The sequence below is a fragment of the Nocardia beijingensis NBRC 16342 genome (genome assembly GCF_001612785.1).
Classification (GTDB): domain Bacteria; phylum Actinomycetota; class Actinomycetes; order Mycobacteriales; family Mycobacteriaceae; genus Nocardia; species Nocardia beijingensis.
The window spans coordinates 77,061-101,661 of the sequence record NZ_BDBC01000001.1; the positions used below are offsets into that span (position 1 = coordinate 77,061).

Below are 24,601 nucleotides of genomic sequence, written 5' to 3' on the forward strand. Positions count from 1 at the left end.
GGCCCGCGGCGGATTCTCGATGCATGGCAGATTCGATCGTGGTCACCCGAGGGTTGACCAAACGCTACGGGGAGCACACCGCTGTCGACGACGTGAACATGAGCGTCGCGTCCGGCGAGATCTACGGCTTCCTCGGCCCGAACGGCGCGGGCAAGACCACCACCCTGCGCATGCTGGCCGGGCTGATCCGTCCGAGCGAGGGCACGGCCACCGTCGCCGGGCATCGGCCCGGTGATCCCGCTGTGGTGCGCCGGATCGGCGTTCTCATCGAGGGACCCGGCTTCTATCCCTACCTCTCCGGCCGGGACAACCTGCGCGTGCTCGCCGAATATCGCGGCCTCGGGCGGGCGGAGGTCGAGGACACGCTGGAGCGAGTCGGGCTGGCCGGCCGCGGCGAGGACAAGTACCGCACCTATTCGCTGGGCATGAAACAGCGTCTCGGCGTCGGCGCGGCACTACTGGGCGACCCCGATCTGCTCATTCTGGACGAGCCGACCAATGGCCTCGATCCCGCCGGGATGGCCGAAATGCGTGAGCTGATCACCACTTCGGCCGCCGAGGGCCGCACTGTGCTGTTGTCCAGCCACATGCTCAGCGAAGTCCAGGCGATCTGCGACCGGGTCGGGGTGATCTCGCAAGGCAGGCTGCGCACCGAGGCGACGGTCGCGCAGTTGCGCGGCAACTCGTCACTGCTGCTGCGGGCCGAGCCGCTGGAGGTGGCCCTGCCCGCGGTGCGACGGCTGGCCGGTGCGGGCTCGGCGCTGCCGACCGCGAACGGCATCCGGATCGAGTCGGACACCGTCACCGCGCCCGAGGTGGCGCGTGCGGTCGTGGCGGCGGGGGCGGATCTGCTGGAGCTGCGGGTCGACGGGAAGTCCCTCGAGGAAGTGTTCTTCGAGATGACGGGCTGGGAGGCCGCGCGATGACGGGCATGGCGATCCGCGATCTGATCGCGAGCGCGAAGGCCGAGATGCTGCGGCTGCGCAAGTGGCCCGCGTTCTGGATCGTCCTCGGAACGTGGATTCTGCTGAATCTCACGTTCGCCTATCTGTTCAACTATCTGGCCTATACCTCCGGCGAATCCAGCCGGATGTCCAACGGATTGCCGCGCGAGGTGTTGCTGCAACAGATGCTGCCCGCCGCGGTGCCCGAAGTGTTCACCCAAGGTATGGCCATGTTCGGCGGCGCGCTGATGCTTATCCTCGGCGCGCTGACCGTGGGCAGCGGATACGGCTGGGGAACCTGGAAAACCGTGTTCACCCAGGGGCCTTCGCGAGTGCAGGCGGTCGCCGCAGTAGTGCTGAGTCTCACGGCCGTGGTGGTGGCGCTGGTGTGCGCGGCATTCGTCGCCGACATCGCAGTCGCCGCGCTGATCGCGGCGTCCCAGTCTCAGGCGCTCACGTTGCCCGGATGGGATCGGTCGCTGCTCGGAATCCTGACCGGCGTCGCCATTCTCGGTATGTGGACACTGGCGGGGGCGCTGATCGGCGCCATCGCCCGCGGGCCTGCGCTCGCGGTGGGGCTCGGCCTGGTCTGGGTGCTGGTGGTGGAGAACCTGTTGCGCGGCGTCGCCGGGATCTTCGCGCCGATCGAAGTGGTCACCGATCACCTGCCCGGCACGGCGGCCGGGTCGCTGGCGGGCGCGATGCGCACCGTCGACGGTCCCGCCACGCCCGGTGTGCTGCACGTCCTTTCGCGAACGGAATCGCTGGTGGTGCTGGCCGCCTATCTAATGCTGTTCGCGGTCGGCACGATCTGGCTGATACGCGGACGCGATCTGGTGTGAACGACGAGGGGTGGCGAAACCGGCGGTGGATGTCATCCACCGCCGGTTTCGTCGTTCATGGACATCACCCGAGGCCCGAGAACGGCTTCGGCGATCGCGCGCAGCGCGTCGGTGATCTGTCCTGAGGTCAGCCCGCGCTCCCGTTGCTGTCGGTAGACCTCCGCTGCCAGCGGTGCGAGCAGCGGGTCGACCAGAGCGTCCGGTTCGCGAATTCCCGCCGCGACCAACAGTCCTCGCACGTGCGCGTACCAGAATCCGTAAGCGCCGGTCGCGAAGCGGGCTCCGCCGACTTCGGCGCCCAGCACCAGATGTGCGTGGGCATCGAGTAATTCGACCATCGCGGCGTAGAACGCGGCCAGCCGCTGCGCGGCGGGAGCGCCGGGACCCAGCGGCGGCGGGCCCGAGAGCAGTTTCTCTTGCAACGTTCGCTCGTGTTCGTCCAACAGGGCCATCGCGACCGAGTGGGTGTCGGGATAACGCCGATAGAGGGTGCCGCGGCCGACACCGGCGGCTTTCGCGATGTCGTCCATCGTCACCGTGCGCGGGTCGCGGTTGGCGAACAACTCCGCGGCGGCGGCGAGCACTTTGGCGCGGTTGCGTGCGGCGTCCGCGCGTTCCGGCGCGGACGCCGACCGGCCCGGCCCTTGACCGGCGAGCAGGTCGGATCGGGGTTCCATGCCGTGACTGTAGCCGATTCCGAAGGAACTGGACAATGTGTCCACTTTGGTCGTATGGTTGGCCCGTCGAAAGAAGTGGACATCTCGTCCGGTTATTCGGAGGTTCGATCATGAGCACCTTGTTGCACCTCGACGCCAGCGCCCGGCCGCGGTCGATCAGCCGGGAATTGAGCGCCGCTTTCGCGGACACGTGGCGCGTACGGCATCCGGACGGCCGCTATCACTACCGTGACCTCGCCGCGGAGCCGGTGCCTTTCATCGGGGAGGCGTGGACCCAGCTGTGCGACGCCGTGCTCGCCCTGCCGAGCACGGATCCCGAACGGCTCGGCGAATTGGTGCGCACTCCGGAACAGGCCGCCGCGTGGGAGGTCGTCGAGCCGCTGCTGGCCGAGCTGCTCGCGGCGGACGTGATCCTGATCGGCACCCCGATGTACAACTACTCGATCCCGGCCTCGCTCAAAGCCTGGCTGGACCAGGTGACCTTTCCGCGAATGTCGCTGGGACACCGGCGGTTCGTCGTGACGAGCGCGCGTGGCGGCGCCTATTCGCCCGGCGCTCCCAAAGCGGCCTATGACTATCAAGAACGCTTCTTGCGTGATTTCTTCGCGGGCCATTTCGGGGTGTCCGACACCGTTTTCGTGCACGCGGAGTTGGCCAACTCGCGCCAGGACCCGGCATTGGCACACTTGCGCGCCGAGCACGACAGGTCCCACGCTCACGCTCTGGCGACCGCACGTGACCTGGCCCGGGAGTACTGACATGAACTGGGTGGTCCTCGCCGCCGCCGGATTGGTGGAGATCGTCTGGTCGCAGAGCATCAAACCGACCGAGAATTTCACCAGGCTCGTCCCGACCCTGATTTGTTTCGTTCTCGGCGCCACCGCCGTGTACCTGCTGTCGCGCGCCATGCAGACCCTGCCGGTGGGCACCGCCTACGCCGTGTTCACCGGCATCGGCGCGCTCGGCGCGATCACCCTCGGCATCGTGGTCCACAAAGACCCGCTCGGTGCGGGGCGGTTGCTGGCGCTCGCCCTGATCCTCGGCGGGATCGTGCTGGCGCGGATCACGAATCCGGAGTAGGACAACGCGGATTCGTCTGGCGCGCCGCGGGTTTACCGCGCGAAGCGCACGACGTGGGCGCGTGGCGCGCGAAGTCGACCCGATCGCCGAACCGGTGGGCCGGGGCGAGCCGGCCGGGGTAGGTTCGTGCTGAATCGTCAAACGATCATCGGCGAAAGGACCGTGATGCCCACACGTACCGCGCGTACTGCCTGGACCGGCACCCTGCAGGAGGGTTCGGGACAGGTCGAACTGGCCAGTTCCGGGGTCGGTAAGTACGACGTGTCGTTCCCCAAGCGTTCCGCCGAGGAGGCCGACGGCACCACCAGCCCGGAGGAGCTGATCGCTGCCGCGCACTCGTCCTGCTACGCGATGGCGCTGTCGGCGCAGATCGGCAACGCGGGCGGCACGCCGGAGAGCTTGGACGTCACCGCCGACGTGACCCTCGGCCCCGATCCGGCGGGCGGCTTCCGGATCACCGGCATCGAGCTGACCGTCCGCGGTCGCGTCTCCGGCATCGACGCCGACGCGTTCCAGGCCGCCGCCGAGGCCGCCAAGGCGGGCTGCCCCGTCAGCAAGGCGCTCGCCGGCGTCGACCACATCACCCTCGACGCCGCTCTCGCGTAGCGCGCCCACTGGTTTCGTGCCCCTCTCCCAGGTGCGGGGCACGAAACCGGTGTGCGGAGTCAGCGTTCGCGGAAGTATCGGCGGGCGGAGCGGGTGTAGAGAGCCGGGATGGCGATCAGTACGGCTACGACGTGAACGGTGCGAAGCGTCGCGAGCAGCAAGGCCAGGGGTGAGGCGTCCCGGAAGAGATCGCGGAATTCGTTCGCGGACATGGCCGCGGCGAGCGGCTCGATGATCAGGGACAGCAGACCGAACACGCCGATGCCGACGGTGATCAGCAGGCGGGCCCAGCGGTCGCCGCGGGTCATCCGCACCGCGACGGCCAGCACCAGCAGATAGATCGCGATGCGCAGGCCCAACCCGGTCGCCAGGCTCGTCGGGTCGGCCGTCGGGAAATCGCGGGCGGCCCGCGCGATCGCCTCGGCGGCACCCGCGACCAATGCTACGACCAGAGCGTTGAACGCGACGCCGACCGCGGGCGGCGGTCCGGAAGGGGCGGCACGCAGCGATGCGGGCCAGACGGAAAAGGCAGTGCCGGTCATGGGACCGACACTGCCTCAATGCTTCCGAACGCGAATCACCCCGCGGTAGCGGGCGCTACCGATACCGGCGTATCGGTGCGTGTCGCGAACTCGGTGAGCGCGGCGAAGCCGAGCGCCAAGCAGGCCCACAGAGTCGCGGTCTCGGCCAGCGAGGCCACCCGGAACTGCCACAGCAGGGTGGCCGGGAAATCCGCGCTCACCTCGTTCACACCGGGCAGCAAGACGTAGCCGACCACGGTGACCAGCACGAACGCCGCGACGCCGCCGATCAGCCGGAACGTGGGCAGCTGGGTGCGCAGCGCGGTGAACGCCGCCACCGCCGCGCCGACCGCGACGATGCCGAGCACAACCGCGGCCAGCCACAGCACAGTGCGCTCGTTGATGGTGTCCGGGTCGCCCACCGCCGGGGGGTTGGCCGGGTACTTGAAGAACGGCACCGCGACGATCGCGGCCCAGCCGGCCACACCGAGCGTCAGCGCGAGCCGTGGCCCGGACAGCGTGGTGTAGCGCCGCGCGAAGTGCGCGACCGAGGCGTAGATGGCGCCGAGGGCGAGACCGGCCGAGCCGAGGGCGAGAAACTGTCCGAACTTCTGGCCGCCGCGGCTCACCAGCGGTTCTTCCTCGTCACCGTGGGAATGCCCACCGGTCGATTCGGCGTGCTCGCCGTGCGAGTGCCCGTCCGGCGATTCGGCGTGTGAGCTGTGCGCTTCCTCGATGGCGATGGCGGCGTCCACTTTGGGTTCGCCGACGAAATACCCCACTGTGGCGGCCAGCAGTCCGGCGATCAGACCGGCCAGCAGACCGCGCAACAGCAGTGTTCGGAGCGAGCCGATCAGTGGCACGGAAGCCCCAGCAGGTGGCGTCCGTCGTGCATCAGCTCGTGCAGGTACATCCCGCTGCGCGAGATGACGCCCTGATCGAAACCGACCAGGTACAGCGTGAGCAGTGCGAGAAGAACGACACCGACCGTGACGAGCACGGTGGCCAGGGAATCGGTTGCCCGGCTGGGTGAATGCGCGATGGCCATTCGAGTCCTCCTTGGGATACGCGTCCCTTAGGGTGGTGGCGCGACGGTGCCGGTGTCTGGCTTTCCGGCACCGGACTCGGTGCGTGGAACACAGTGGCGCGACCGCTCCGGATTCGCACCGGAATTACCGCGTCACCCTCGCGTTTGTCCTTCGAACTGTGACACCCGCACACCCTCGGCGTCAACCGGGTCCGGCACGGGCGTACCACGGCGTCGGGCGAGTCGCCGGGCAGGCGGGCCCGCCCGGCGGTAGGTCATCGGACTCAGTTCGCGGACTTGGCGTCCACGTCGAGCACGACCTCGAACTCCAGCAGCGACGCACCCGTGGAGACCGGCTTCTGGCGCTCGCCCGCGTGCGCCTCGCGCGCGGGTCCGTCCCGCCACGCCGCGAAGGACTCTTCCGAGTCCCACTGGGTGACAACGAAATACCGCTTCTCCCCGGCCACCGGGCGCAACAGCTGGAAGCCGAGGAAGCCGGGGGAGTTCTCGACCGCGTGCGCGCGGTGGGCGAACCGCTTCTCCAACTCGGGGCCCGCGCCCTCGGGAACCTCGATCGCGTTGATCTTCACAACAGCCATGTGTCCAAGCTAGCGGCTGCCGCCGAGCAGATGCTCGGTGCCTCGTATTGTCGAACCGATGTTGCACGACGAAGGCGGAGCAGGCGCGCCGATCCTGCTGCTGCACGGACTGATGGGCAGCGCGCGCACCTGGCGCGCACAGCTGGACTGGCTGCGCGAGCACGGCCACGTCTACACCTTCGACGCCGCCGGGCACGGCAGGCCTGCTCCCGCGGAGTTGACGACCGAGGCCTTCGTCGCCGACCTCGCCGCCGGTACCGCCGCGATCGAGGAGCCGATGGTCGTGATCGGGCACTCGATGGGGGCGCTGCACGGCTGGGTATTCGCGGCGACCCACCCCGACCGGGTACGGGCGCTGGTGATCGAGGACATCGCGCCGGATTTCACCGGCCGCACCGCGGCGCACTGGGCGGCGATGATCGAGGCGTGGCCGCAACCGTTCCCCGACGAGGAGGCCGTGCTGTCGTTCTTCGGGCCGGTCGCGGGGCGCTACTTCCTGAACGCCTTCGACCGCGGGCCGGAGGGATACCGGTTGCACGGCTCGGTCGCCACTTTCCGGGATATCTCCGAGGAGTGGGGGACGCGGAACTTCTGGCAGCACTGGCACGCGGTGCGGGTGCCCGCCCTGCTACTGGAGGGCGAGCACAGCATCACCCCGCCGGGGCAGATGCGGCAGATGGCGGCCGCCCATCCGCGCGCCGACCACGTCCTGGTGCCTGGCGCAGGCCATCTCGTGCACGACGACCAGCCGGAGCGCTACCGAGCGGAAGTCGAGCGCTTTCTACGGCGCGTGCTCGGCGGCTAGGCGGCACGGAATCGATCGCGGCGTCTCGCGCAGGCCGGGCAGGTCGGTCAGCTGTCGGCTGCGGCGGCCCCGCCCTCGCCCGCCAACGCGAACAAGCCGTCGGGCGTCTGTTCGATCAAGCCGTCCACCAGCAGTGAGTCCAACGCGCGGTCGCGCTGGCCCGGGTCGCGGGTCCAGGCCAGATCCAAGCGCACCCGCTCCACCGGCCCGCTCGCGTGCCGCAGGACATCCAGCAGCCTGCCACGCGCTTGGCGGTCGGTGCCCTCGTATTTCTGCGTGCGGCGCACCACCTCGCTCACCGGCCGTCCCGCGGTGACCCACGCACAACTCGGCAAAGGGCAACGCGAGCAATCGGGGGTGCGTGCCGTGCACACGGTCGCGCCGAGCTCCATGAGGGCGGCGGAGAACACCGCGGCGCGGTCGATCCGCAGCGGCAGCAGCGCTTCGGTCTCGGGCAGGTCCCGCGACGAGGGGTTGCCCGCTTCCGCGCGCCCGTGCACGGCCCTGGCAACCACACGGCGGACGTTCGTGTCCACCACAGGGACGCGCTGTCCGTACGCGAAACAGGCGACGGCGCGCGCGGTGTACGCGCCGATGCCGGGCAGCCCGAGCAGCACCTCCACATCCGCGGGCACCTCGTCGCCGTGCTCGCTCGCCAGCACCCTGGCGCACTCGTGCAGCCGCAGCGCACGGCGCGGATAGCCGAGCTTGCCCCAGGCGCGCAGCACTTCCGCCTGCGAGGAGGCGGCCATCGCCGAAGGCACCGGCCAGCGCGCCACCCATTCCCGCCAGATCGGCTCGACCCGGACCACGGGAGTTTGCTGGAGCATGATCTCGCTCATCAGGATCTGCCAGGCGGTGACGCCGGGGCGGCGCCACGGCAGATCGCGCGCGGTCCGCTCGTACCAGTCCAGCAACGTGTCGGCGTCGATGCCGTTCGGTGCGCCGTTCCGCACTGTTCTCACCATCCCCGTACTACTGCCGCCAGGCGATATTTGCCCGCCCGTAACCGACCGAACTCGCTGGTAACCGTAACCGTCCTGCACAATGGTCGGTATGCCGGATTCCAACCCGATCAGTGCCTGGAAGTCCCTGCGCGAAGGAAACGACCGCTTCGTCAGCGGCGCGCTGCTGCATCCTAGCCAGGGTGCCGCGGACCGGGCCAAACTCGTCAGTGGCCAGCACCCGCACGCGATCCTGTTCGGCTGCGGCGACTCCAGGGTCGCCGCGGAGTTGATCTTCGACCAAGGCCTCGGCGACATGTTCGTCGTGCGCACCGCGGGCCATGTGGTCGACAGCTCGGTGCTCGGCTCGATCGAGTACGGCGTGCAGGTGCTCAACGTGCCGCTCATCGTAGTGCTCGGCCACGACAGCTGCGGCGCCGTGAAGGCCACCATCGACGCGCTCGACGGCGGCGAGGTGCCGGGCGGGTTCATCCGCAGCGTGGTCGAGCGGGTCGCGCCGTCCATCCTGGTCGGACGCCGCGAGGGCCTGTCCACCGTCGACGAGATGGAGGCCAGGCACGTGGTGGAGACCAGCCGCCTGCTCATGCAGCGGTCGATGATCATCTCGCAGCGGGTCGCGACCGGCGAACTCGCCATCGCCTGCGTGACCTACAAGCTGGCCGAGGGCAAGGTGCAGTTGCACCGGGTCGTCGGCAACATCGGCGAGGTGGTCTGAGCCGCGGCACGCCCGCGCCGGGGCAGGCGTGCCGGCGGAATGTACTCGTCGCCCGCGGGTGCACGCGGCCGACACGCCGTGCCCCTGAGACGATGCGCCCGATGGTGCCCTTACCGTTGAGACGTGCTGGAACCGAATGGACCGCTGCCACCGGAGATCTACTGGCGTCGACGCGTGTTCGCCATCGGAATCCTGGTGGTCGCCCTGGCGCTGCTGATCTGGGTCGTGCTCGCGGTCGCTCGCGGCGGCGACTCGCCCGGTGACACCGCGGCCGCTGGAACCAGTTCGGCCGTGACCAAGTCCGCCGACGCGGCGGCCAAGCCGTCGGGCCAGTCCGGCGCGCCCAAGTCCTCCGCGGCGGCCACCACCGTCGCGGCAGGCCCGTGCCCGGACCAATCGCTGGCGATCAAGGTGACCGTCGAGCAGCCCACCTACAAAACGGGCGAGCAGCCGGTGTTCGGAATCGTCATCACCAACATCTCGGCGGTGGCGTGCACCCGCGACATGGGTTCCGGCCTCCAGCAGGTCTCGGTGCACACGCTCGACGGACAGCGGCGTCTGTGGTCGAGCACCGACTGCTATCCGGACGGTCAGCCCGACGTCCGCACGATGGGCCGCGGTGAGCAGGCGGCGTTCACTGTCACCTGGTCGGGCACCACGTCCCAGCCCAACTGCGCGGGCGAACGCGTCCAAGTCCCGCCGGGGCCCTACAGCGTCGTGGCGCAGCTGGGTTCGGTACGCAGCATGGCCGAGCCGTTCAACATCGCTTGAGAGGGGAGGGGTCAGCTGGCGGCCTCCTCAGGGGCGGCGCGTAGTTTGCGCAGGCCCGCTATGCGGATGGCGGAGCGCAGGTCGGTGACCTCGTGGATCTTCATGGTGCTCTTCAGCGGGGCGAGGCCGGGGGGCACCAGAGCGGTGGTGAAGCCGAGGCGTTCGGCTTCGGCCAATCTGCGGTTGACGCCGGTCACCTTGCGGACTTCGCCCGCGAGTCCGACCTCTCCGAGGATCACCCAGCCCGGAGGGATCGGGACATCGGACTCGGCGCTGGCGATGGCGAGCGCGATGGCGAGGTCGGCCGACGGCTCGACCAGGCGCATGCCGCCGACGGTCGCGGCGTACACGTCGCTCTTGCCGAGGAACACCCGGCCGCGGCTCTGCAGGACGGCCAGCACCATGGCGACCCGGTTGTAGTCCAGGCCGCTCACCGCGCGGCGCGGTTGCGGAATCTCGGTCTTCACCGTCAGGCCCTGCACTTCACCGACCAGCGGACGCTTGCCGTCCATCGCGACGGTCACCGCCGTGCCGGGCACGGAATCCGTCCGGTGGTGCAGGAACAGGCCGGACGGGTCGTCCACGCAGGCGATGCCGTCCTCGTGCAATTCGAAGCAGCCGACCTCGTCGGCGCTGCCGAAGCGGTTCTTGATGCCGCGCACCATGCGCAGCGTGGAGTTCTTGTCGCCTTCGAACTGGAGCACCACGTCGACCAGGTGCTCGAGCGTGCGCGGGCCCGCGACGTTGCCGTCCTTGGTGACGTGCCCGACCAGCAGCACCGCGATGCCGCTCGCCTTTGCCAGCGAGGTCAGGGCCGCGGTCACCTCGCGCACCTGGGTGACACCGCCGATCACCCCGTCCACCTCAGGGGCGAGCATGGTCTGCACCGAGTCGACCACCAGCAGCGTCGGCCGCACCTGCTCGACGTGCCCGAGCACGATCGACAAATCCGATTCCGCCGCCAGATAGACCCGGTCGTGCACCGCTCCGGTGCGATCGGCCCGCAACCGGACCTGGCCCGCCGATTCCTCGGCGGTCACGTACAGCGACTTCTCGTCCCGCTGGGCCGCCCAGCGATGCGCCACCTCGAGCAGCAGCGTCGACTTGCCCACCCCCGGCTCGCCGGACAGCAACACCACCGATCCCGGCACCACGCCGCCGCCGAGCACCCGGTCCAACTCGGTGACACCCGTCGGCCGCGCCTTGGTGATCTTGGAATCGATCTGCGAGATCGGCGCGGCCGCGGTGCTCGGCAACATCGCCTTGCGCCCCGGCGAACCGACCCCACCCGCCGCGGCGACTACTTCGTCAACGGTGCCCCAAGCCCCGCACTCAGGGCACTTGCCCACCCATTTCGCGACCTCGTGCGAACAAGCAGAGCAGCGAAAGGTCGGCTTCGTCTTTGCCACACCCGCACCATACGCACCAGCCCTGACAGTGTTGGTTTGGCCGCGACTGCGTCGCGGCGTGTTCGCGGCCCTCTTGTGGCTCGCGTGTGCGCGACCGCCGCTTGCTCCTTCGTCGCCTACGCGGCGGCCGCGCACACGCGAGCCGGGCCGCGAACGGCGGATGCTTGGTCTCGCTTCGCTCGAAAGTCGTGGTGGGGGTGCGCTGGGCGCGTTGGTATCGAAGCTCGCTATCGGTGCACGCGGGTAGTGGGCGCTCCGCCTCGGCGCGCAGCTTGCCTGCTACTCGGGCCGACTGATTGATGTCGCATAAGCGCAGTGGCTCTTCGCGCCGGGGGTGGTGAGCGGACCGCGGGCGCCGAGCTCCCGCGGCGCAGTGGCTCTCCGCGCCGGGGGGTGGTACGTCGAGTCGGGAGGCGCTGCCCGGCCAGGCGGTTTATGGCGTGGTCGGGGCCGCTCCATCCCACGTTCCGAGCCCCGAAGAGCGCGAGTCTTACGAGGGCCGCGAACACGCAGCGCCGCAGGCGCTGCAAATCTAACTCAGTGACCGCCGGTGTGCTCGGCTTCGGCCGGGCCGGACTTGTCGGACTCGTGGCGCTCGGTGTGCTGGCCCGCGTCGACCGGGACCTGGACCTGGACGGTGCCGTTCTGCTTGAAGTTGAACGAGACGTTGTAGGTGAGGCCGGGGGCGATGTCCCTGGTCAGACCGGTGATCTCGATCAGGATGGGGTTGGCCTCCGGGTCTTGGCCCGCGGCGGGGGAGCCGTGCTCGCCCGCGCCGTGCGAGTCGGCGGTGGTGGTCGGCGCGGCGGAGCGCGGAGCGGAGGTGGGCGCGCCCGCGCTCGTGGTGGGCGCGGCGCTGGTGGTCGTCGGCGCGGCCTCGCGCTTGACCGGCTGGGTCGCCGCGACGACGGTCTGCTGCGGGGCGAGTTCGACGACCGACTTGCCGGAGGCCGGAGTGATCTTGACGGTGCCGAGGTCGGTGGTGATGCTGGTCAGCTCGTCGGCCACGGACTCGCCGTTGTTCACGATGGACAACGCGATGAGCGCCTTGCCGCCCTTGGTGTTGTTGTAGCCGGTGCCCTCGGACGGATACACGATGTGCACGTTGCGCAGCGCGATGCGGCCCACGTCGGCGTGGTTGCCGTTCACCGCGGCGACCTGTTGCGCGGTCTGCGAGACCTGGCCCGCGCCGCAGCCGGACAGCGCGATCGCCGCTCCGGCGGCGAGTGCGGCAACCGTCACCATGCGACGTCGCGCCCCCTTGGGGGCGGTCACAGCTTTCAGGGCAGTCACGGGTTGTCCCTCCATGTCGACCGGGCTCTGGCTCCGCGCTGGAGCGTAGTAACTAGGCAGCGTAGTAGTTCCCTCGGCGGCACGGGCGCGGGGGCCGGGTCGAACTCGCGCGCACGCGGTGGAGTGTGCGGCCGACCACGGGACGTGCGCGCCGACACTCGGTGCGTTGATAACGGTTCGATCGAACTTCGGAGGTTGCCGCGAAGGTGCCGGCGCGCGGGCGGCGAGCGGCGGCGACGGAGCCGGGAGATAACCCGTTCTGGCACAACGTAATGCACACCGCCTGGCATCTGTCAAGCCCCAGGCTTGCCTCGTTGTGGCCCTGACCTGCACAGTTGATCGCGCCGTTACCGAGTCGCATGTTAAACTGTGAACATCGAAAGGGGCACGGGACACATGATTTTTAAGGTCGGAGACACCGTCGTTTACCCCCACCACGGAGCGGCGCTGATCGAAGCAATCGAGACTCGCACCATCAAGGGTGAGCAAAAAGAGTATCTGGTCCTGAAGGTCGCCCAAGGCGATCTCACTGTTCGGGTTCCCGCGGAGAACGCCGAATACGTCGGCGTGCGTGACGTCGTGGGTCAGGAGGGTCTCGATCGGGTCTTCCAGGTGCTTCGGGCGCCGCATACGGAGGAGCCGACCAACTGGTCCCGCCGCTACAAGGCCAACCTCGAGAAGCTCGCCTCCGGCGATGTGAACAAGGTGGCCGAGGTCGTCCGCGATCTGTGGCGCCGGGAACAGGACCGCGGCCTGTCCGCGGGTGAGAAGCGCATGCTCGCCAAGGCTCGGCAGATTCTTGTCGGTGAGCTCGCGCTGGCCGAAGGCACCGATGACGGCAAGGCTGAGACCCTGCTCGATGAGGTCCTCGCAGCGGCTTCCTGACCGTGAACACAACTGACAACGGTGTTCGTCCCGGTGACGGACCCGTCGTTGCTCTTGTGCCTGCCGCCGGCCGTGGCGTGCGCCTGGGTGAATCGACACCCAAGGCGTTCGTCCCGGTCGGCGGCACGCCCATGGTCCGGCTCGCCGTCGAAGGCTTGATCGCCTCCGGCGCGGTCGACCGGATCATCGTGATGGTTCCCACCGAACTCGTCGACAGCGCCGTTGCCCTGCTGCCGCCATCGAGTTCGGTTCAGGTGGTCGTCGGCGGCGCCGAACGCATCGACTCGGTGCGGGCGGGTATCGCCGCGGCGCCCGACGCCGCCTACTTTCTGGTGCACGACGCCGCCCGCGCGCTCACGCCGCCCGAGCTCATCGCCCGGGTCGCGGCCGAACTGCGTGCGGGGCGTCCCGCCGTGGTCCCCGGGCTCCCGGTGGCCGACACCATCAAATCCGTCGACGCGACCGGCGCGGTGACCGGCACTCCCGATCGCGCCCGGTTGCGCGCCATCCAGACGCCGCAGGGTTTCGCGGCCGACCTGCTGCGCTCCGCTTACGCGCCAGAGGGCATCCAGGCGACCGACGACGCGGGCCTGGTCGAGCGGCTCGGCGTCGCGGTCCACACCATTCCCGGCGATCCGCTCGCCTTCAAGATCACGACTCCACTCGACCTCCGGCTCGCCGACGCGGTGCTCGACGGCGCGGGCATCGGACGGGCGGTGGCGCCGTGACCATGCGCGTCGGCATCGGCAGTGACGTCCATCCGATCGAAGCGGGCAGGCCGTGCTGGATGGCCGGTCTCCTGTTCGACGGCGATCACGGCTGCGCGGGCCACTCGGACGGCGACGTCGCCGCGCACGCCCTGTGCGACGCGCTGCTGTCCGCGGCGGGCCTCGGCGATGTCGGCGCGGTGTTCGGCACCGGACGCCCGGAATGGGCCGGCGTCTCCGGTGCGGCCATGCTGAAGGAAGTGCGCAGGTTGCTGGACGAAGCGGGCTTCGAGGTGGTCAACGCGGCGGTGCAAGTGATCGGCAACCGCCCCAAGATCGGGCCGCGGCGCGCCGAGGCGCAACAGGTGCTCGGCGGGCTGCTCGACGCCCCGGTCTCGGTGTCCGGCACCACCACCGACGGGCTCGGCCTGACCGGTCGCGGCGAGGGTGTCGCCGCCGTGGCGACGGCCCTGCTGCAAGCCTGTCGTTGATCCAGCTCCGACGGACCCGAGCCGGTCCGTGAACGACCTTATACACCAGCTAGGATCGACTGCCGTGACGCTGCGCCTCTTTGACACCGACACGCGGACCATGCGCGATTTCGCGCCCCTGGTCCCCGGCCGTGCCTCGGTGTACCTCTGTGGCGCCACCGTGCAGGGCGAGCCGCACATCGGCCACGTGCGCAGCGGAGTCGCGTTCGACGTGCTGCGACGCTGGTTGCTCGCGCACGACATCGACGTCTTCTTCATCCGCAATGTCACCGATATCGAGGACAAGATCCTGACCAAGGCCGCCGAGGCGGGCAGGCCGTGGTGGGAGTGGGCCGCCACGCACGAGCGCGCCTTCGACCGCGCCTACGAGCAGCTCGGTGTGCTGCCGCCGTCGGCGGAGCCGCGCGCCACCGGCCACATCACCCAGATGGTGGAGATGATGCAGCGGCTGATCGACCGCGGCCACGCCTACGCCTCGGCCGGGAACGTCTACTTCGACGTGGTCAGCTACCCCGATTACGGCAAACTGTCCGGCCACAAACTCGACGACGTGCACCAGGGCGAGAGCGCGGGCGAGGGCAAGCGCGACCCGCGCGACTTCACCCTGTGGAAGGCGGCCAAGCCGGGCGAGCCGACCTGGCCGTCGCCATGGGGGCCCGGCCGCCCCGGTTGGCACCTGGAATGCTCCGCGATGGCCGAGTTCTATCTCGGCGCGGAATTCGACATCCATTGCGGCGGCATGGACCTGGTGTTCCCGCACCACGAGAACGAGATCGCCCAGTCGAAGGCGGCCGGCGACGGTTTCGCCCGGTACTGGCTGCACAACGGCTGGGTGACCATGGGCGGGGAGAAGATGTCCAAGTCGCTGGGCAACGTGCTGTCCGTGCCGAACGTGCTCAAGCAGGTGCGTGCCGTCGAACTGCGGTTCTACCTGGGCAGCGCGCACTACCGCTCGATGCTGGAGTACTCGGAGAAGGCCCTGCACGACGCGGCGCAGTCCTACCAGCGCATCGAGGCGTTCGTGAACCGGGTGGTCGACCGGGCCGGTGCGATTCCGGTGGGCAAGTGGACCGACGCGTTCGCCGCCGCTCTCGACGACGATCTGGCGGTGCCGAAGGCGTTGGCGGAGATCCACCGCGCGGTGCACGAGGGCAACAAGGCGCTGGAGGTCGGCGCGATCGACTCCGCGCGTGACCTCGCGGGCCAGGTGCGCGCCATGCTCGCCGTCCTCGGTGTCGATCCGCTCGACCCGCACTGGTACACCCCGAGCGATTCCTCGGCCGCGCTAACCGCTCTCGACGTGCTGGTACGCGCGGAACTCGACCGCCGCCAGGAGGCGCGCGCCGCCAAGGACTGGGCGACCGCCGACGCCGTGCGCGATCGCCTCCAGTCCGCCGGCATCGAGGTCACCGACACGGCCGACGGCCCCGAATGGGCGCTGGCGGCATCGCAATCCGGAAAGGCCGAGTGATGGCAGGCAATTCGCAGCGCCGCGGTGCGGTTCGCAAGAGCGGCAGCAAGAAGGGCGCCGTGGTCGGCTCCGGCGGCAAGCGCAGGCGCGGGCTGGAGGGGCGTGGCGCCACGCCGCCCGCGGAGATGCGCACCAAGCACCCCGCCGCCAAGCGGGCTGCCGCGAAAACCAAGGCCGCGCAAGGACGTTCGTCCGCGCGCGGCGCCACCACCCGTCCCGCCGGACGCAAGACCGACGACGGCCCCGAGTTGGTGCTCGGGCGCAATCCGGTGGTGGAGTGCCTGCGGGCCGGTGTGCCCGCGACCGCGCTGTACGTCGCGGTCGGCACCGAGAACGACGACCGGTTGACCGAGAGCGTGCGGCTGGCCGCCGACACCGGGATCTCCATCCTGGAGGTGCCGCGGACGGACTTGGATCGGCTGAGCGCCAACGGTTTGCACCAAGGCGTGGCCCTTCAGGTGCCGCCGTACCGCTACGCCCACCCGGACGATCTGCTCGACCGGGTGCGCGGCGCCGCCGAGCCCGCGCTGCTGGTCGCGCTGGACAACATCTCCGATCCGCGCAACCTGGGCGCGGTGGTGCGTTCCGTGGCGGCCTTCGGTGGTCACGGTGTGCTCATCCCGCAGCGGCGCAGCGCGAGCGTCACCGCGGTGGCCTGGCGCACCAGCGCGGGCGCTGCCGCTCGGCTCCCGGTCGCCCGCGCCACCAATCTCACTCGCACGCTGAAGGATTGGGCCGCCAAGGGCATCCAGGTAGTGGGCTTGGACGCCGGTGGCGACACCACGCTGGACGATTTCGACGGTCGCGAGCCGACCGTGATCGTGGTCGGCTCGGAGGGCAAGGGGCTGTCGCGCCTGGTACGTGAGTCCTGTGACTCGATCTTGTCGATCCCGATGGCGGGGCCGGTGGAATCGCTGAACGCGTCGGTGGCCGCCGGTGTGGTGCTCTCCGAAGTCGCCCGCCAGCGCCGCGTCTGAAGGTTTTCGCCTCGCACGCCTAAAAACACGGAGAGGCGGCTCACCCCAGTAGAATTCGGGTGGTGGTGATACCCAATCAGCCCATAGGTTCGCCGGTCGAGCATCCGAACGCGACGGCGGTGTTGTTTCTCGGCGCGGCGAGTGTCTTGTGCTGCGGGGTGCTCGGACCGGTGGCATGGGCGCTGGGACGGCGCGCGCTCGACCAGATCGAGGAATCCGGCGGCGCGTACGGTGGCCGGGCCCAGGTCATGGTCGGCTACATCCTCGGCGTCGTCGGCACCGTCCTGATGATCATCTTCGCGGTGCTGTTCCTGCTCATCCTGTTCGGCGGGAACGCTTGAGCGGCGGTGTGCAGGCGCCGGACGAGATCGGGACCGATCAGTCCCCGCACTGAAGTGCGACAGGCCACGCCTGAGTCCGTTCCGCCCATCAGGGGATGGGTGACGGTCGACCGTGTCCATGCGCCGACATCGCCGGAGCCGGGCGGAGCGCCGTCTAGTCCAGACTCGGCCGCTCGCGTTCGGCGGCGTCCCAGGCGGGCCATTCCGTGCTCACGCTGCCGGACCAGCTCGGCTGCCTTCGGTCCCGGAACGCGGCCATGGCCTCGCCGCCGTCGATGCTCTTGGTCGCGTGCTGGTTGAGATCGGTCTCGAGTTGCCCGACCATGGCCGGGCTCATGCCGAGCCCTTCCCAGAGCAGCCGTTTGGACAGTGCCACCGGTAGCGGCGCCGAGCCGTTCGCGATGTCGTGCGCGACGGCCAGCGCGGTGGGTAGCACCTCGCCCGCGGGCAACGAGCTGTTGGCCACGCCCATCGCCTTCGCCTCGTCACCGTCGAAGGTGCGCCCGGTGAGCATGATGTCGGCGGCGTTGGCCATGCCGACCAGCCTGGGTAGCGTCCAGTGCGCGTAGCCGTCGGCCAGGACGCCGCGGCGCACCTGGTTCAGCCCGTATACCGCGTCGCGCGCCATGTACCGCAGGTCGCACTGCAAGGCCAGGGCCAAGCCGATGCCGACCGCGTGGCCGTTGACGGCCGCGATCACCGGCTTGCGCACGCGCCACGGCGGCGGGTCGATGGTGGCGCTCACCTCGCCCACCCGATTGGATAGGTCCGCGCCCGCGCAGAACGCGGGCGGGGTGCCGGTGATGATCACGGCACGGATGGCGTCTTCCGAATCGCAGCGCTGCAACGCGGCGCCCAATTCGGCCGCCATCGTCGGGGTGAAGGCGTTCTGCTGGGCGGGCCGGTTGAGCGTGAGCACGGCGACGCCCCGAGAGACGTCGACGTGCAGTTCCGAACTCATGCCACAGGATGTTAGCCGACGCGCGCTGACCTGACCCGGGGCCGAAAGTCCTCCGCTATCCGCGCAGCACCTTGCGCCCGATGGCGTACTTGTGCACCTCGGTCGGCCCGTCGTAGAGGCGGAAGGCACGCATGTCCCGGAAGATCATCTCGACCACCGTCTCGTCGCTGATGCCGATGCCGCCGAGCACCTGCACGCACCGGTCGGCGACCTTGAACAGCTCCTCCGACACGAACGATTTGGCGATCGAACTCTCGTGCCGCGCCTTCTCGCCGTTGTCCATCAGCCAGCACGCGTGCCAGATGGTCAGCCTGCACTGGTGCAGCGCGATCTCGTTGTCGGCCAGCATGAACGACACGCCCTCGTGCTCGCCGATCGGCTTGCCGAACGCGGTGCGGGTGCGCGCGTGCTCGATCGCGATGCTCTGGGCACGCTCGGCCGCGCCGAGCCAGCGCATGCAGTGGGTCAGGCGGGCCGGAGCGAGCCGGAGCTGGGCGTAGCGCAGCGCCTGGCCCGCCTCGCCGAGCAGCGCCTCCCTGGGCAGGACCAGGTTGTCGAAGCGGACCACGCCGTGTCCGGCGACGTAGTTGCGGTCCATGGTGTTCATCGTGCGTTCGATGACGATGCCGGGCTGGTCGCCGTCGGCCAGGAACAGCGTGGGGCCCTCGGGCAGGTGCGGGTTGGCGGCGAGGCGCGCCATGATGATCCAGGTCTTCGCGCCGTTCGCCCCGGTGATCAGCCACTTGCGTCCGTTGATGGTGAAGTTCTCGCCGTCGAAGGTGGCGCTGGTGGACAGCTGGGCCGGGTCCGAGCCCGCGCCGTCGGGCTCGGTCATGGCGAAGACCGAGCGCTGGTGGCCCGCGACGACGGGGGCGAGGAAACGCTGGACCTGGCCGGGATCGGCCACCTTGGACAGCAGGAACATGTTGCCTTCGTCGGGCGCCGCGCAGTTCATCGCGACCGGGCCGAGCGTCGACCAGCCCGCCGCCTCGTAGATCACCGCCTGTTCGATGTGGGTCAAACCGCGTCCGCCGAGCGACTCGGGGGCCTGCACGGTGAGCAGCTTCTCGGCGCGGGCGAGTTCGACGAGTTCCTGCCGCAGCTCGTCGGTCGGGCCGTGCGCGGTCAGGCGCGGGTCCCGCTCGTAGGGAACGATCTTGTCGATGACGAAGCGGCGCACTCGGTCGCGTTCGGCGGCGAGGTCGGCGGGAATCGCGAAGTCGATCATCGTTGGTCACCATTCGTTCGGGGGCGCGACGGGTCGAGCATACGAAAGCATCTCGATGTGACTGAAGGCGGCTGCCATCACTGGCCCGTGAGTGCCGGAGGCCTGAGCTGCGCCGACAATCGCTGGTTGCGGTCTCGGCATCGCCGAAGACGATGCAAGAACCGTCGCGAGATCGCACGGGCCAGTCCATCGCACTGGAGGAGTTCCGTGCAGAGGAACCTGTCCGCCCGGAGATTCAGGAGTGCGGGACGGTGACCAGCCCGCAGCCAGGGCGCGCGCCGGGACGTGCGACGACTCTCAGGACGGCTCTCCATAGCAGGCGGCCATTGCGGCGGCGCGGTCGCGCAGGGAGGTGCGCAACCACTGCGGGGACAGGGCTTCCGCGTCCGCGGCGAGCTCCCAGAGCGCCCATTCGGCATGTCGCGCGTCCTGGAAGGTCACCTCCAGTCGCAGCAGGCCGCCGGTGTCGGGTTCTTCGGCACGGACGCTGAGTGCGGTGCTCACCAGGGCAGCCCGCCGAGCCGGGTTCACCCGTACCAGCACGGTGACTTGGTCGCCGCCCATCCGGAACCGCGTGCTGTGTTCCTGCCAGGCCCGGTCCAGATCGACCCGGTTCGGTCGCTGCGCGGGTTCGGGGAGTTCCTCGGCGGCCAGCACCCGTGCGAGCCGGTAGGTGCGGTCGGCGCCGGACCTGGTGGCCAGCAAGTAGCCTTGGCCGCGTGCGGTGACCAGGCCGATCGGATCCACCGTGCGCCACGCCGGGGTCTGGTCCACAGCCGCGTAATGAATGCGCAGTTTGTGTCCGGCCAGCACCGCGCGCCTGATCTCGGTCACGATCGCGTCGGGCACCTCCTCGGCAATCAGCCGACGCGCGAGGATGTCGGTCTCCGGGTCGATGAGCAATCGCTGCGCCGCGTCGCTCGCGATGGCCCGATGACTCTCGGGTAGCGCGTCGACCACCTTGAGCATGGCCGAGGCGAGCGCGGAGCCCAGGCCGAATCCCTGCGCGCCGCGCCGGGTCCCGGCGACCAGCAGGGCGAGCGCCTCGTCGTGGTTCAGGCCGGTGAGTTCGGTCTGGAACCCGGGCAACAACGCGAAACCGCCGTGCCGCCCGCGTTCGGCGTAGACCGGGACGCCGGCAGCGGACAGGGCTTCGATGTCGCGCAGCACCGTGCGGGTGGATACCTCCAGCTCGCGGGCGAGCGCGTCCGCGGTCAACCGACCGCGCTGACGCAGCAGCAGCACCAGCGAGACCAAGCGGTCGGCGCGCATGCGGAAAACGTACCGGAATACGTGACCGAAGATGTCGTGATTTGTTGGGAGGCTCGACGGCGTACGGATTCGCGATGGATCGATGGGAGCTGATGTGGCAGTGGAACGAACGGCGGTCAACCCGGTGACGTGGGCGGCGGAGATGGGTTTCAACCAGGGTGAGGTCGTCTCCGGGCACACCAGGACGCTGTATTGCTCCGGGCAGACCGCGATGAGCGGCGACGGCAAGCCTCAGCATGAGGGTGACATGGCGGCGCAGTTGGCGCTGAGCATCGACAACTTGGAGGCCGTGCTCGTCGAGGCGGGGATGTCGCTGGCGAACCTCGTCCGGCTGAACGTCTACACCACCGATGTCGATCTGCTGTTCCCGCACTACGGGGTGCTGGCGTCGCGGTTGGGGGCCGCCGGGGTGGCGCCTGCCACGACGATGCTCGGCGTAACGCGGCTGGCGATTCCCGGCCAGATGGTGGAGCTCGAGGGCACCGCCGTCGCGTGACGTGGCCTGGCCGCTCCTCGTGCCGGGGGACCGGCACGAGGAGCGGGAAGGTGGATGGTCGCTGGTGACGCGGACGGGCCGTGGGTGGCGGGCTCAGCGGGCGCGGGCGAGTCGGCGGTTGCGGGTGCCGAGCACGCGGCAGGCGAGGTAGATCAGGAACGAGATCGTGGTGACGAACGTCGAGACGGGGACGCCCGGCGCGAGCGAGAGCAGGATGCCGCCCACGGCGGCGAGTTCGGCGAACACCACGGCGAGCACGGTCGCCCGGATCGGGTCCGCGGTCAGTTGGGCGGCTGCGGCGGCGGGGGTGATCAGCAGGGCGAGGACCAGCAGGGCGCCGACGATCTGCACGCCGAACGCCGCCGTGATGCCGAGCAGGACGGCGAACACGATGGACAGCCCCCGCACCGGAACACCGCGGGCCACGGCCACTTCCGGATCGGAACTGGCGAACAGCAGCGGCCGGTAGACGAAGGCGAGCACCGCGATCACCCCGGCGGTGCAGACGGCGAGCAGGCCGAGCCCGTTGTTGCCGACGCTGACCACCTGGCCGGTCAGCAGCGAGAATTTCGATCCGGCGCGATCGGGGCCCAGCCACAGGAAAAGCACCGAGAGTCCGAGACCGAACGAGAGCACCACGGCGATCACCGAATCGCGTTCGCGCGCCCTGGCCCCGAGCAGGCCGAACAACACCGCCGCCACCACCGACCCCGCGATGGCGCCGAGGCCGACACCGACACCGGCCAGCAGCGCGGCGGCGGCGCCGGTCAGAGAGAGCTCGCTGGTGCCGTGCACGGCGAACGACATCTGCCTGCTGATGATCAGTGGGCCGATCACGCCGGACAGCAACCCCAACAGGGCCGCGGCGAGCAACGCCTGCTGGACGAAACCGTAGGACAGCAGGTTCGCCGTGGTGCCGAAATCCAGCATCTTGCCGAGGACGCCGGAGAGCTTGTCGTTCACGAACGCACTCCGCTCTGCTCGGGCTCCGTGGACGGCCGGTCGCCGTCGCCCTGCGCACCGTCGGCCGGGGCTTGGGATGCCTCCGCCGTGCCGTTGCCGTGTGGTGAGCGGTCGGACACCACGTCGCTGCCGTCCACCGACCCGGTCGATGCGTCCACCGCGGTCGCCAAGCCGCTCGGCGTCGGCTCGAGCGGGGATGCGCCGTGCGTCCACGGCTCGAACGGCGTCGCGTCGTCGCTTGTCAGGTCGGTGTCCGAGGACGGGCGGGTGGCGGTCGCTGCGGCTGCCGGTGCCCGTTCGGCCGCGGTGTCGCCGTTGCCCACCGGGTGGGTTGGTGAGTCACTGCTTTCCGCGTCTGTCGTGTGGGCGGTTGCCCCGTCGGTCTCCGGCGATCGGCGGGTGGCGGTTGCCGACGCTGCCGGTATCGGCTCGGCCGGGGCGTCGCCGTTGCGTGCCGGGTGAGCTGTCGACCGGTCGCTCTGAGTGCTGGTCCCCGAGGCGGAGGAGGTCGTGGGGGCGGTGAGGTCGGTAGGCGCCGAGGTCGGTGCTGCGGGGAGCGGCTTCGCCGCGGATGTCGCGGGCGAGGTGGCTGCGTCATCCACCGTTGCCTGGTCGCCGTGCGCGAACTCGTCGCCGGCCGGGCCGTGGCAGTGGCCGCCCGCGGTGCCGAGGGCGTCCATGGTGTCGCCGGTGCCGACGACCACCAGCCGCTCGCGTACCCGCAGGACGTCCACCTGGGTGCGGTACAGCTCCGACAGCACCGCCGAGGTCATCACCTCGTCCGGCGTTCCGATCCGGAACCGGCCGTCGACCAGGTACAGCACCCGGTCCACGAGGGGCAGGATCGGGTTGATCTCGTGCGTCACGAACAGCACCGCGGTGTCGTGGGTGCGCCTGCGGCGATCGATGAGTTCGGCGACCAGTCGCTGATTCGCCAGGTCCAGGCTGAGCAACGGTTCGTCGCACAGCAAGACCTTCGGATCGCCGACCAACGCCTGCGCCACCCGCAGGCGCTGCTGCTCGCCGCCGGACATGGACTCCAGCGGCGCGTGGGCGAAACGCTCCGCGCCCACGTCGGCGATGGCGGCGGCCACTTTGCGCTTGCGTTCGGCGCGGGAGCGCAGCCCGAGCCCCCACCGATGTCCGTCGACGCCGAGCCCGACGAGATCGACGCCGCGCAACTGCACCCCGGCGTCGATCGTCTTCTGTTGCGGCACGTAGCCGATGTCGTGATTGCCCGCGCGCGCCGGCGAGCCCGCGATCCGAGCTGTGCCCGAACTCAGGGCGACCTGGCCCAGCAGCACCTTCAGCAGCGAGGTCTTGCCCGAACCGTTCGGCCCGAGGACCGCGACGAATTCACCGGGCGTGACAGTGAGATCCAGCCCCTCCCAGAGGGTTCGGTCGCCGAACGACAAGCGGGCGTCCGCCAGCCGCACCGCGGCCGCGTCGTCGCCGATGTTCGATCGCCGTTCCACCCCGTCGGCGTGCTCGGTCAGCGCGGCTCCCTTGTTCATCTGCTCAGCCCAGCGCGGCGGCAAGCGCCTGCGCGTTCTTCGTCTGCCACTGAATGTAATCCACGCCGTCGGGCAGGGTCTCGGTCACCTCGACGACGGCGACGCCCGCGCGCTGCGCGGTGCCGCGCAGGTCCTTGGTGATCTTGTCCTCGGTCTGCACGTTGTAGATCAGGGCGCGGACCCGCTTGCCGGTGAGCAGATCCTGGGTCGCCGCGACGGCGGCGGGAGCCGGGTCGGTCTCCTGCTCGATGGCTTCCTGGAATTCGTGCGGAGTCAGGTCGTCGGCTCCGGCGGCGGCCACGAGGTAGTGCGCCAAAGGTTCGGTTTGCAGCACCGGCGTCTTCGGGTGTTCGGCGGCGAGCTTGCCGGTGATGGCGGTGACCGCGGCGAGCCGGTTCTTGAACGTCGTCGCGCGCTCGGCGTAGGCCGCGGCCTTGTCCGGGTCCAGTTCGCCGAGCTGGGCGGCGATCCGGTCGGCGACCACGTCGACGGTGCGCACGTCGTACCAGACGTGTTCGTTGTCGTCGCTCTGGTCGGCCCGCAGGGCGAACGCGTCCACGGTGCGCTTGTTCGTGCCCGCCACCGCCTTCTCGGCGAACTCGTCGTAACCACCGCCGTTGTAGACCACGAGGTCGGCATCGCTGAGCGCGGCCGACTCGACGGCCGAGGTCTCGTGCGAGTGCGGGTCGGCGGAGGGATCGGTGATCAGCGCGCGGACGGCGGCGTCGGGGCCTGCGACGGCGGCCGCGATATCACCCCAGACGTCGGTGGAGGCGACGACCGAAGGCCGCCCGTCGTCGTTCGAGCCTGCGCAGGCGGTGAGCGTCATGGCGGAGACGAGCCCCACGGCGATGCCTGCGCAACTGATGGCGAATCGGGTTCTCACGTGGGCGTACTCCTGGCCGTGCTCTAGATCATAATGGAAATCGTTCCCGTTTAACTCTAGCAGGGCACGTCAAACGGCCGGAGGCGACGCTCACGCGGGAGCGGAATGCCAAGGGCCCGTGAACGATCGCTCGTTCGCGGGCCCTCGCCTTGCCT

Annotated in this window: 28 protein-coding genes, 1 pseudogene and 1 riboswitch; of the genes and pseudogenes, 15 read left to right on the forward strand and 14 right to left on the reverse strand. The window is 69.8% G+C overall.

Annotation, left to right across the window (positions count from 1 at the left end; translation table 11 throughout):
- Positions 1–23: 23 nt before the first annotated feature.
- Together NB3_RS00375 and NB3_RS00380 are read left to right on the forward strand one after the other, a co-directional pair.
- Positions 24–926, forward strand: a complete 903-nt coding sequence (locus NB3_RS00375) for an ABC transporter ATP-binding protein (RefSeq protein ID WP_067794663.1) — start codon at positions 24–26, stop codon at positions 924–926.
- Positions 923–1,786 carry an ABC transporter permease gene (locus tag NB3_RS00380; RefSeq protein ID WP_307693123.1) on the forward strand — a complete coding sequence of 288 codons (864 nt, stop codon included), beginning with the start codon at positions 923–925 and terminating at the stop codon, positions 1,784–1,786. The genes NB3_RS00375 and NB3_RS00380 overlap by 4 nt, the downstream gene beginning before the upstream one ends.
- Before the next feature lie 32 nt (positions 1,787–1,818).
- Here NB3_RS00380 and NB3_RS00385 read toward each other — a convergent pair whose 3' ends face one another.
- On the reverse strand, positions 1,819–2,463 hold the full coding sequence (locus NB3_RS00385; protein ID WP_067794868.1) for a TetR/AcrR family transcriptional regulator: 645 nt from the start codon (positions 2,461–2,463) through the stop codon (positions 1,819–1,821).
- A gap of 110 nt (positions 2,464–2,573) precedes the next feature.
- Here NB3_RS00385 and NB3_RS00390 point away from each other — a divergent pair, with 110 nt between their 5' ends.
- The 3 genes from NB3_RS00390 (at position 2,574) to NB3_RS00400 (ending at position 4,149) form a co-directional block, all read left to right on the forward strand.
- Positions 2,574–3,221 carry an FMN-dependent NADH-azoreductase gene (locus tag NB3_RS00390; RefSeq protein WP_067794666.1) on the forward strand — a complete coding sequence of 216 codons (648 nt, stop codon included), beginning with the start codon at positions 2,574–2,576 and terminating at the stop codon, positions 3,219–3,221.
- A gap of 1 nt (position 3,222) precedes the next feature.
- Positions 3,223–3,543 (forward strand): DMT family transporter, encoded by a 321-nt coding sequence (locus NB3_RS00395; RefSeq protein WP_067794669.1) that lies wholly within the window; start codon positions 3,223–3,225, stop codon positions 3,541–3,543.
- Between the two features lie 165 nt (positions 3,544–3,708).
- A complete protein-coding gene (locus NB3_RS00400; RefSeq protein ID WP_067794871.1) occupies positions 3,709–4,149 on the forward strand; it encodes an OsmC family peroxiredoxin in 441 nt (146 codons plus the stop codon).
- 59 nt (positions 4,150–4,208) lie between these two features.
- Here the strand turns inward: NB3_RS00400 and NB3_RS00405 are convergent, their stop codons facing one another.
- From NB3_RS00405 to mhuD, 4 genes are all read right to left on the reverse strand, one after another.
- Positions 4,209–4,691, reverse strand: a complete 483-nt coding sequence (locus NB3_RS00405) for a hypothetical protein (RefSeq protein WP_067794671.1) — start codon at positions 4,689–4,691, stop codon at positions 4,209–4,211.
- A gap of 35 nt (positions 4,692–4,726) precedes the next feature.
- Positions 4,727–5,533, reverse strand: a complete 807-nt coding sequence (locus NB3_RS00410) for a CbtA family protein (RefSeq protein ID WP_067794674.1) — start codon at positions 5,531–5,533, stop codon at positions 4,727–4,729.
- Positions 5,524–5,718: a CbtB domain-containing protein gene (locus NB3_RS00415; RefSeq protein ID WP_039794710.1), complete on the reverse strand. Its 195-nt coding sequence runs from the start codon at positions 5,716–5,718 to the stop codon at positions 5,524–5,526. The genes NB3_RS00410 and NB3_RS00415 overlap by 10 nt, the downstream gene beginning before the upstream one ends.
- Before the next feature lie 30 nt (positions 5,719–5,748).
- A riboswitch (cobalamin riboswitch) is annotated at positions 5,749–5,900 on the reverse strand.
- Between the two features lie 81 nt (positions 5,901–5,981).
- On the reverse strand, positions 5,982–6,296 hold the full coding sequence (gene mhuD, locus NB3_RS00420; protein ID WP_067794677.1) for a mycobilin-forming heme oxygenase MhuD: 315 nt from the start codon (positions 6,294–6,296) through the stop codon (positions 5,982–5,984).
- Positions 6,297–6,354: 58 nt separating this feature from the next.
- Here mhuD and NB3_RS00425 point away from each other — a divergent pair, with 58 nt between their 5' ends.
- Positions 6,355–7,101: an alpha/beta fold hydrolase gene (locus NB3_RS00425; RefSeq protein WP_067794680.1), complete on the forward strand. Its 747-nt coding sequence runs from the start codon at positions 6,355–6,357 to the stop codon at positions 7,099–7,101.
- Between the two features lie 47 nt (positions 7,102–7,148).
- Here the strand turns inward: NB3_RS00425 and NB3_RS00430 are convergent, their stop codons facing one another.
- The gene (locus tag NB3_RS00430) at positions 7,149–8,069 is read right to left on the reverse strand and encodes an HhH-GPD family protein (protein WP_067794684.1); all 921 of its coding nucleotides are present in this window, start codon (positions 8,067–8,069) and stop codon (positions 7,149–7,151) included.
- Positions 8,070–8,157: 88 nt separating this feature from the next.
- Between NB3_RS00430 and NB3_RS00435 the strand changes: the two genes are divergently transcribed.
- Together NB3_RS00435 and NB3_RS00440 are read left to right on the forward strand one after the other, a co-directional pair.
- Positions 8,158–8,781: a carbonic anhydrase gene (locus tag NB3_RS00435; protein ID WP_067794873.1), complete on the forward strand. Its 624-nt coding sequence runs from the start codon at positions 8,158–8,160 to the stop codon at positions 8,779–8,781.
- A 123-nt stretch (positions 8,782–8,904) separates the two neighbouring features.
- Positions 8,905–9,552, forward strand: a complete 648-nt coding sequence (locus tag NB3_RS00440) for a hypothetical protein (protein ID WP_067794687.1) — start codon at positions 8,905–8,907, stop codon at positions 9,550–9,552.
- A gap of 11 nt (positions 9,553–9,563) precedes the next feature.
- On the opposite strand, the gene radA is transcribed toward NB3_RS00440, so the two are convergent.
- Together radA and NB3_RS00450 are read right to left on the reverse strand one after the other, a co-directional pair.
- Entirely contained in the window at positions 9,564–10,961 is a 1,398-nt protein-coding gene (radA, locus tag NB3_RS00445; RefSeq protein ID WP_067794690.1) for a DNA repair protein RadA, read from the reverse strand.
- Between the two features lie 537 nt (positions 10,962–11,498).
- Entirely contained in the window at positions 11,499–12,254 is a 756-nt protein-coding gene (locus NB3_RS00450; protein WP_244891718.1) for a hypothetical protein, read from the reverse strand.
- 396 nt (positions 12,255–12,650) lie between these two features.
- Here NB3_RS00450 and carD point away from each other — a divergent pair, with 396 nt between their 5' ends.
- The 6 genes from carD to NB3_RS00480 all read left to right on the forward strand — a co-directional run bounded on the left by carD (position 12,651) and on the right by NB3_RS00480 (position 17,126).
- Positions 12,651–13,139 carry an RNA polymerase-binding transcription factor CarD gene (gene carD, locus NB3_RS00455; protein WP_011206964.1) on the forward strand — a complete coding sequence of 163 codons (489 nt, stop codon included), beginning with the start codon at positions 12,651–12,653 and terminating at the stop codon, positions 13,137–13,139.
- A gap of 2 nt (positions 13,140–13,141) precedes the next feature.
- A complete protein-coding gene (gene ispD / locus NB3_RS00460; protein ID WP_067794695.1) occupies positions 13,142–13,867 on the forward strand; it encodes a 2-C-methyl-D-erythritol 4-phosphate cytidylyltransferase in 726 nt (241 codons plus the stop codon).
- Between the two features lie 2 nt (positions 13,868–13,869).
- Positions 13,870–14,337 carry a 2-C-methyl-D-erythritol 2,4-cyclodiphosphate synthase gene (gene ispF, locus NB3_RS00465; RefSeq protein ID WP_067794698.1) on the forward strand — a complete coding sequence of 156 codons (468 nt, stop codon included), beginning with the start codon at positions 13,870–13,872 and terminating at the stop codon, positions 14,335–14,337.
- Positions 14,338–14,401: 64 nt separating this feature from the next.
- Positions 14,402–15,808, forward strand: coding sequence for a cysteine--tRNA ligase (gene cysS, locus NB3_RS00470; RefSeq protein WP_067794700.1), 1,407 nt, complete (start codon positions 14,402–14,404; stop codon positions 15,806–15,808).
- Complete coding sequence (gene rlmB, locus NB3_RS00475; protein ID WP_067794703.1) at positions 15,808–16,785, forward strand: 23S rRNA (guanosine(2251)-2'-O)-methyltransferase RlmB; 978 nt, start codon at positions 15,808–15,810, stop codon at positions 16,783–16,785. Before cysS ends, rlmB begins: the two co-directional genes overlap by 1 nt.
- A gap of 62 nt (positions 16,786–16,847) precedes the next feature.
- A complete protein-coding gene (locus tag NB3_RS00480; protein ID WP_067794706.1) occupies positions 16,848–17,126 on the forward strand; it encodes a DUF4190 domain-containing protein in 279 nt (92 codons plus the stop codon).
- Positions 17,127–17,280: 154 nt separating this feature from the next.
- Here NB3_RS00480 and NB3_RS00485 read toward each other — a convergent pair whose 3' ends face one another.
- The 3 genes from NB3_RS00485 to NB3_RS00495 all read right to left on the reverse strand — a co-directional run bounded on the left by NB3_RS00485 (position 17,281) and on the right by NB3_RS00495 (position 20,587).
- Positions 17,281–18,087 (reverse strand): enoyl-CoA hydratase/isomerase family protein, encoded by an 807-nt coding sequence (locus NB3_RS00485; RefSeq protein WP_067794709.1) that lies wholly within the window; start codon positions 18,085–18,087, stop codon positions 17,281–17,283.
- Positions 18,088–18,142: 55 nt separating this feature from the next.
- The gene (locus NB3_RS00490; protein ID WP_067794712.1) at positions 18,143–19,315 is read right to left on the reverse strand and encodes an acyl-CoA dehydrogenase family protein; all 1,173 of its coding nucleotides are present in this window, start codon (positions 19,313–19,315) and stop codon (positions 18,143–18,145) included.
- Between the two features lie 297 nt (positions 19,316–19,612).
- A complete protein-coding gene (locus tag NB3_RS00495) occupies positions 19,613–20,587 on the reverse strand; it encodes a helix-turn-helix transcriptional regulator (protein ID WP_067794715.1) in 975 nt (324 codons plus the stop codon).
- 100 nt (positions 20,588–20,687) lie between these two features.
- On the opposite strand from NB3_RS00495, the gene NB3_RS00500 reads away from it, so the two are divergent.
- Positions 20,688–21,083, forward strand: coding sequence for a RidA family protein (locus NB3_RS00500; RefSeq protein ID WP_067794718.1), 396 nt, complete (start codon positions 20,688–20,690; stop codon positions 21,081–21,083).
- A 93-nt stretch (positions 21,084–21,176) separates the two neighbouring features.
- Here NB3_RS00500 and NB3_RS00505 read toward each other — a convergent pair whose 3' ends face one another.
- From NB3_RS00505 to NB3_RS00515, 3 genes and pseudogenes are all read right to left on the reverse strand, one after another.
- On the reverse strand, positions 21,177–22,046 hold the full coding sequence (locus NB3_RS00505) for a metal ABC transporter permease (RefSeq protein WP_067794721.1): 870 nt from the start codon (positions 22,044–22,046) through the stop codon (positions 21,177–21,179).
- Between the two features lie 653 nt (positions 22,047–22,699).
- Positions 22,700–23,560 (reverse strand): annotated as a pseudogene (locus tag NB3_RS00510) (metal ABC transporter ATP-binding protein); the annotation flags it as partial.
- Positions 23,561–23,564: 4 nt separating this feature from the next.
- Complete coding sequence (locus tag NB3_RS00515) at positions 23,565–24,446, reverse strand: metal ABC transporter solute-binding protein, Zn/Mn family (RefSeq protein ID WP_067794724.1); 882 nt, start codon at positions 24,444–24,446, stop codon at positions 23,565–23,567.
- Between the last annotated feature and the right edge of the window lie 155 nt (positions 24,447–24,601).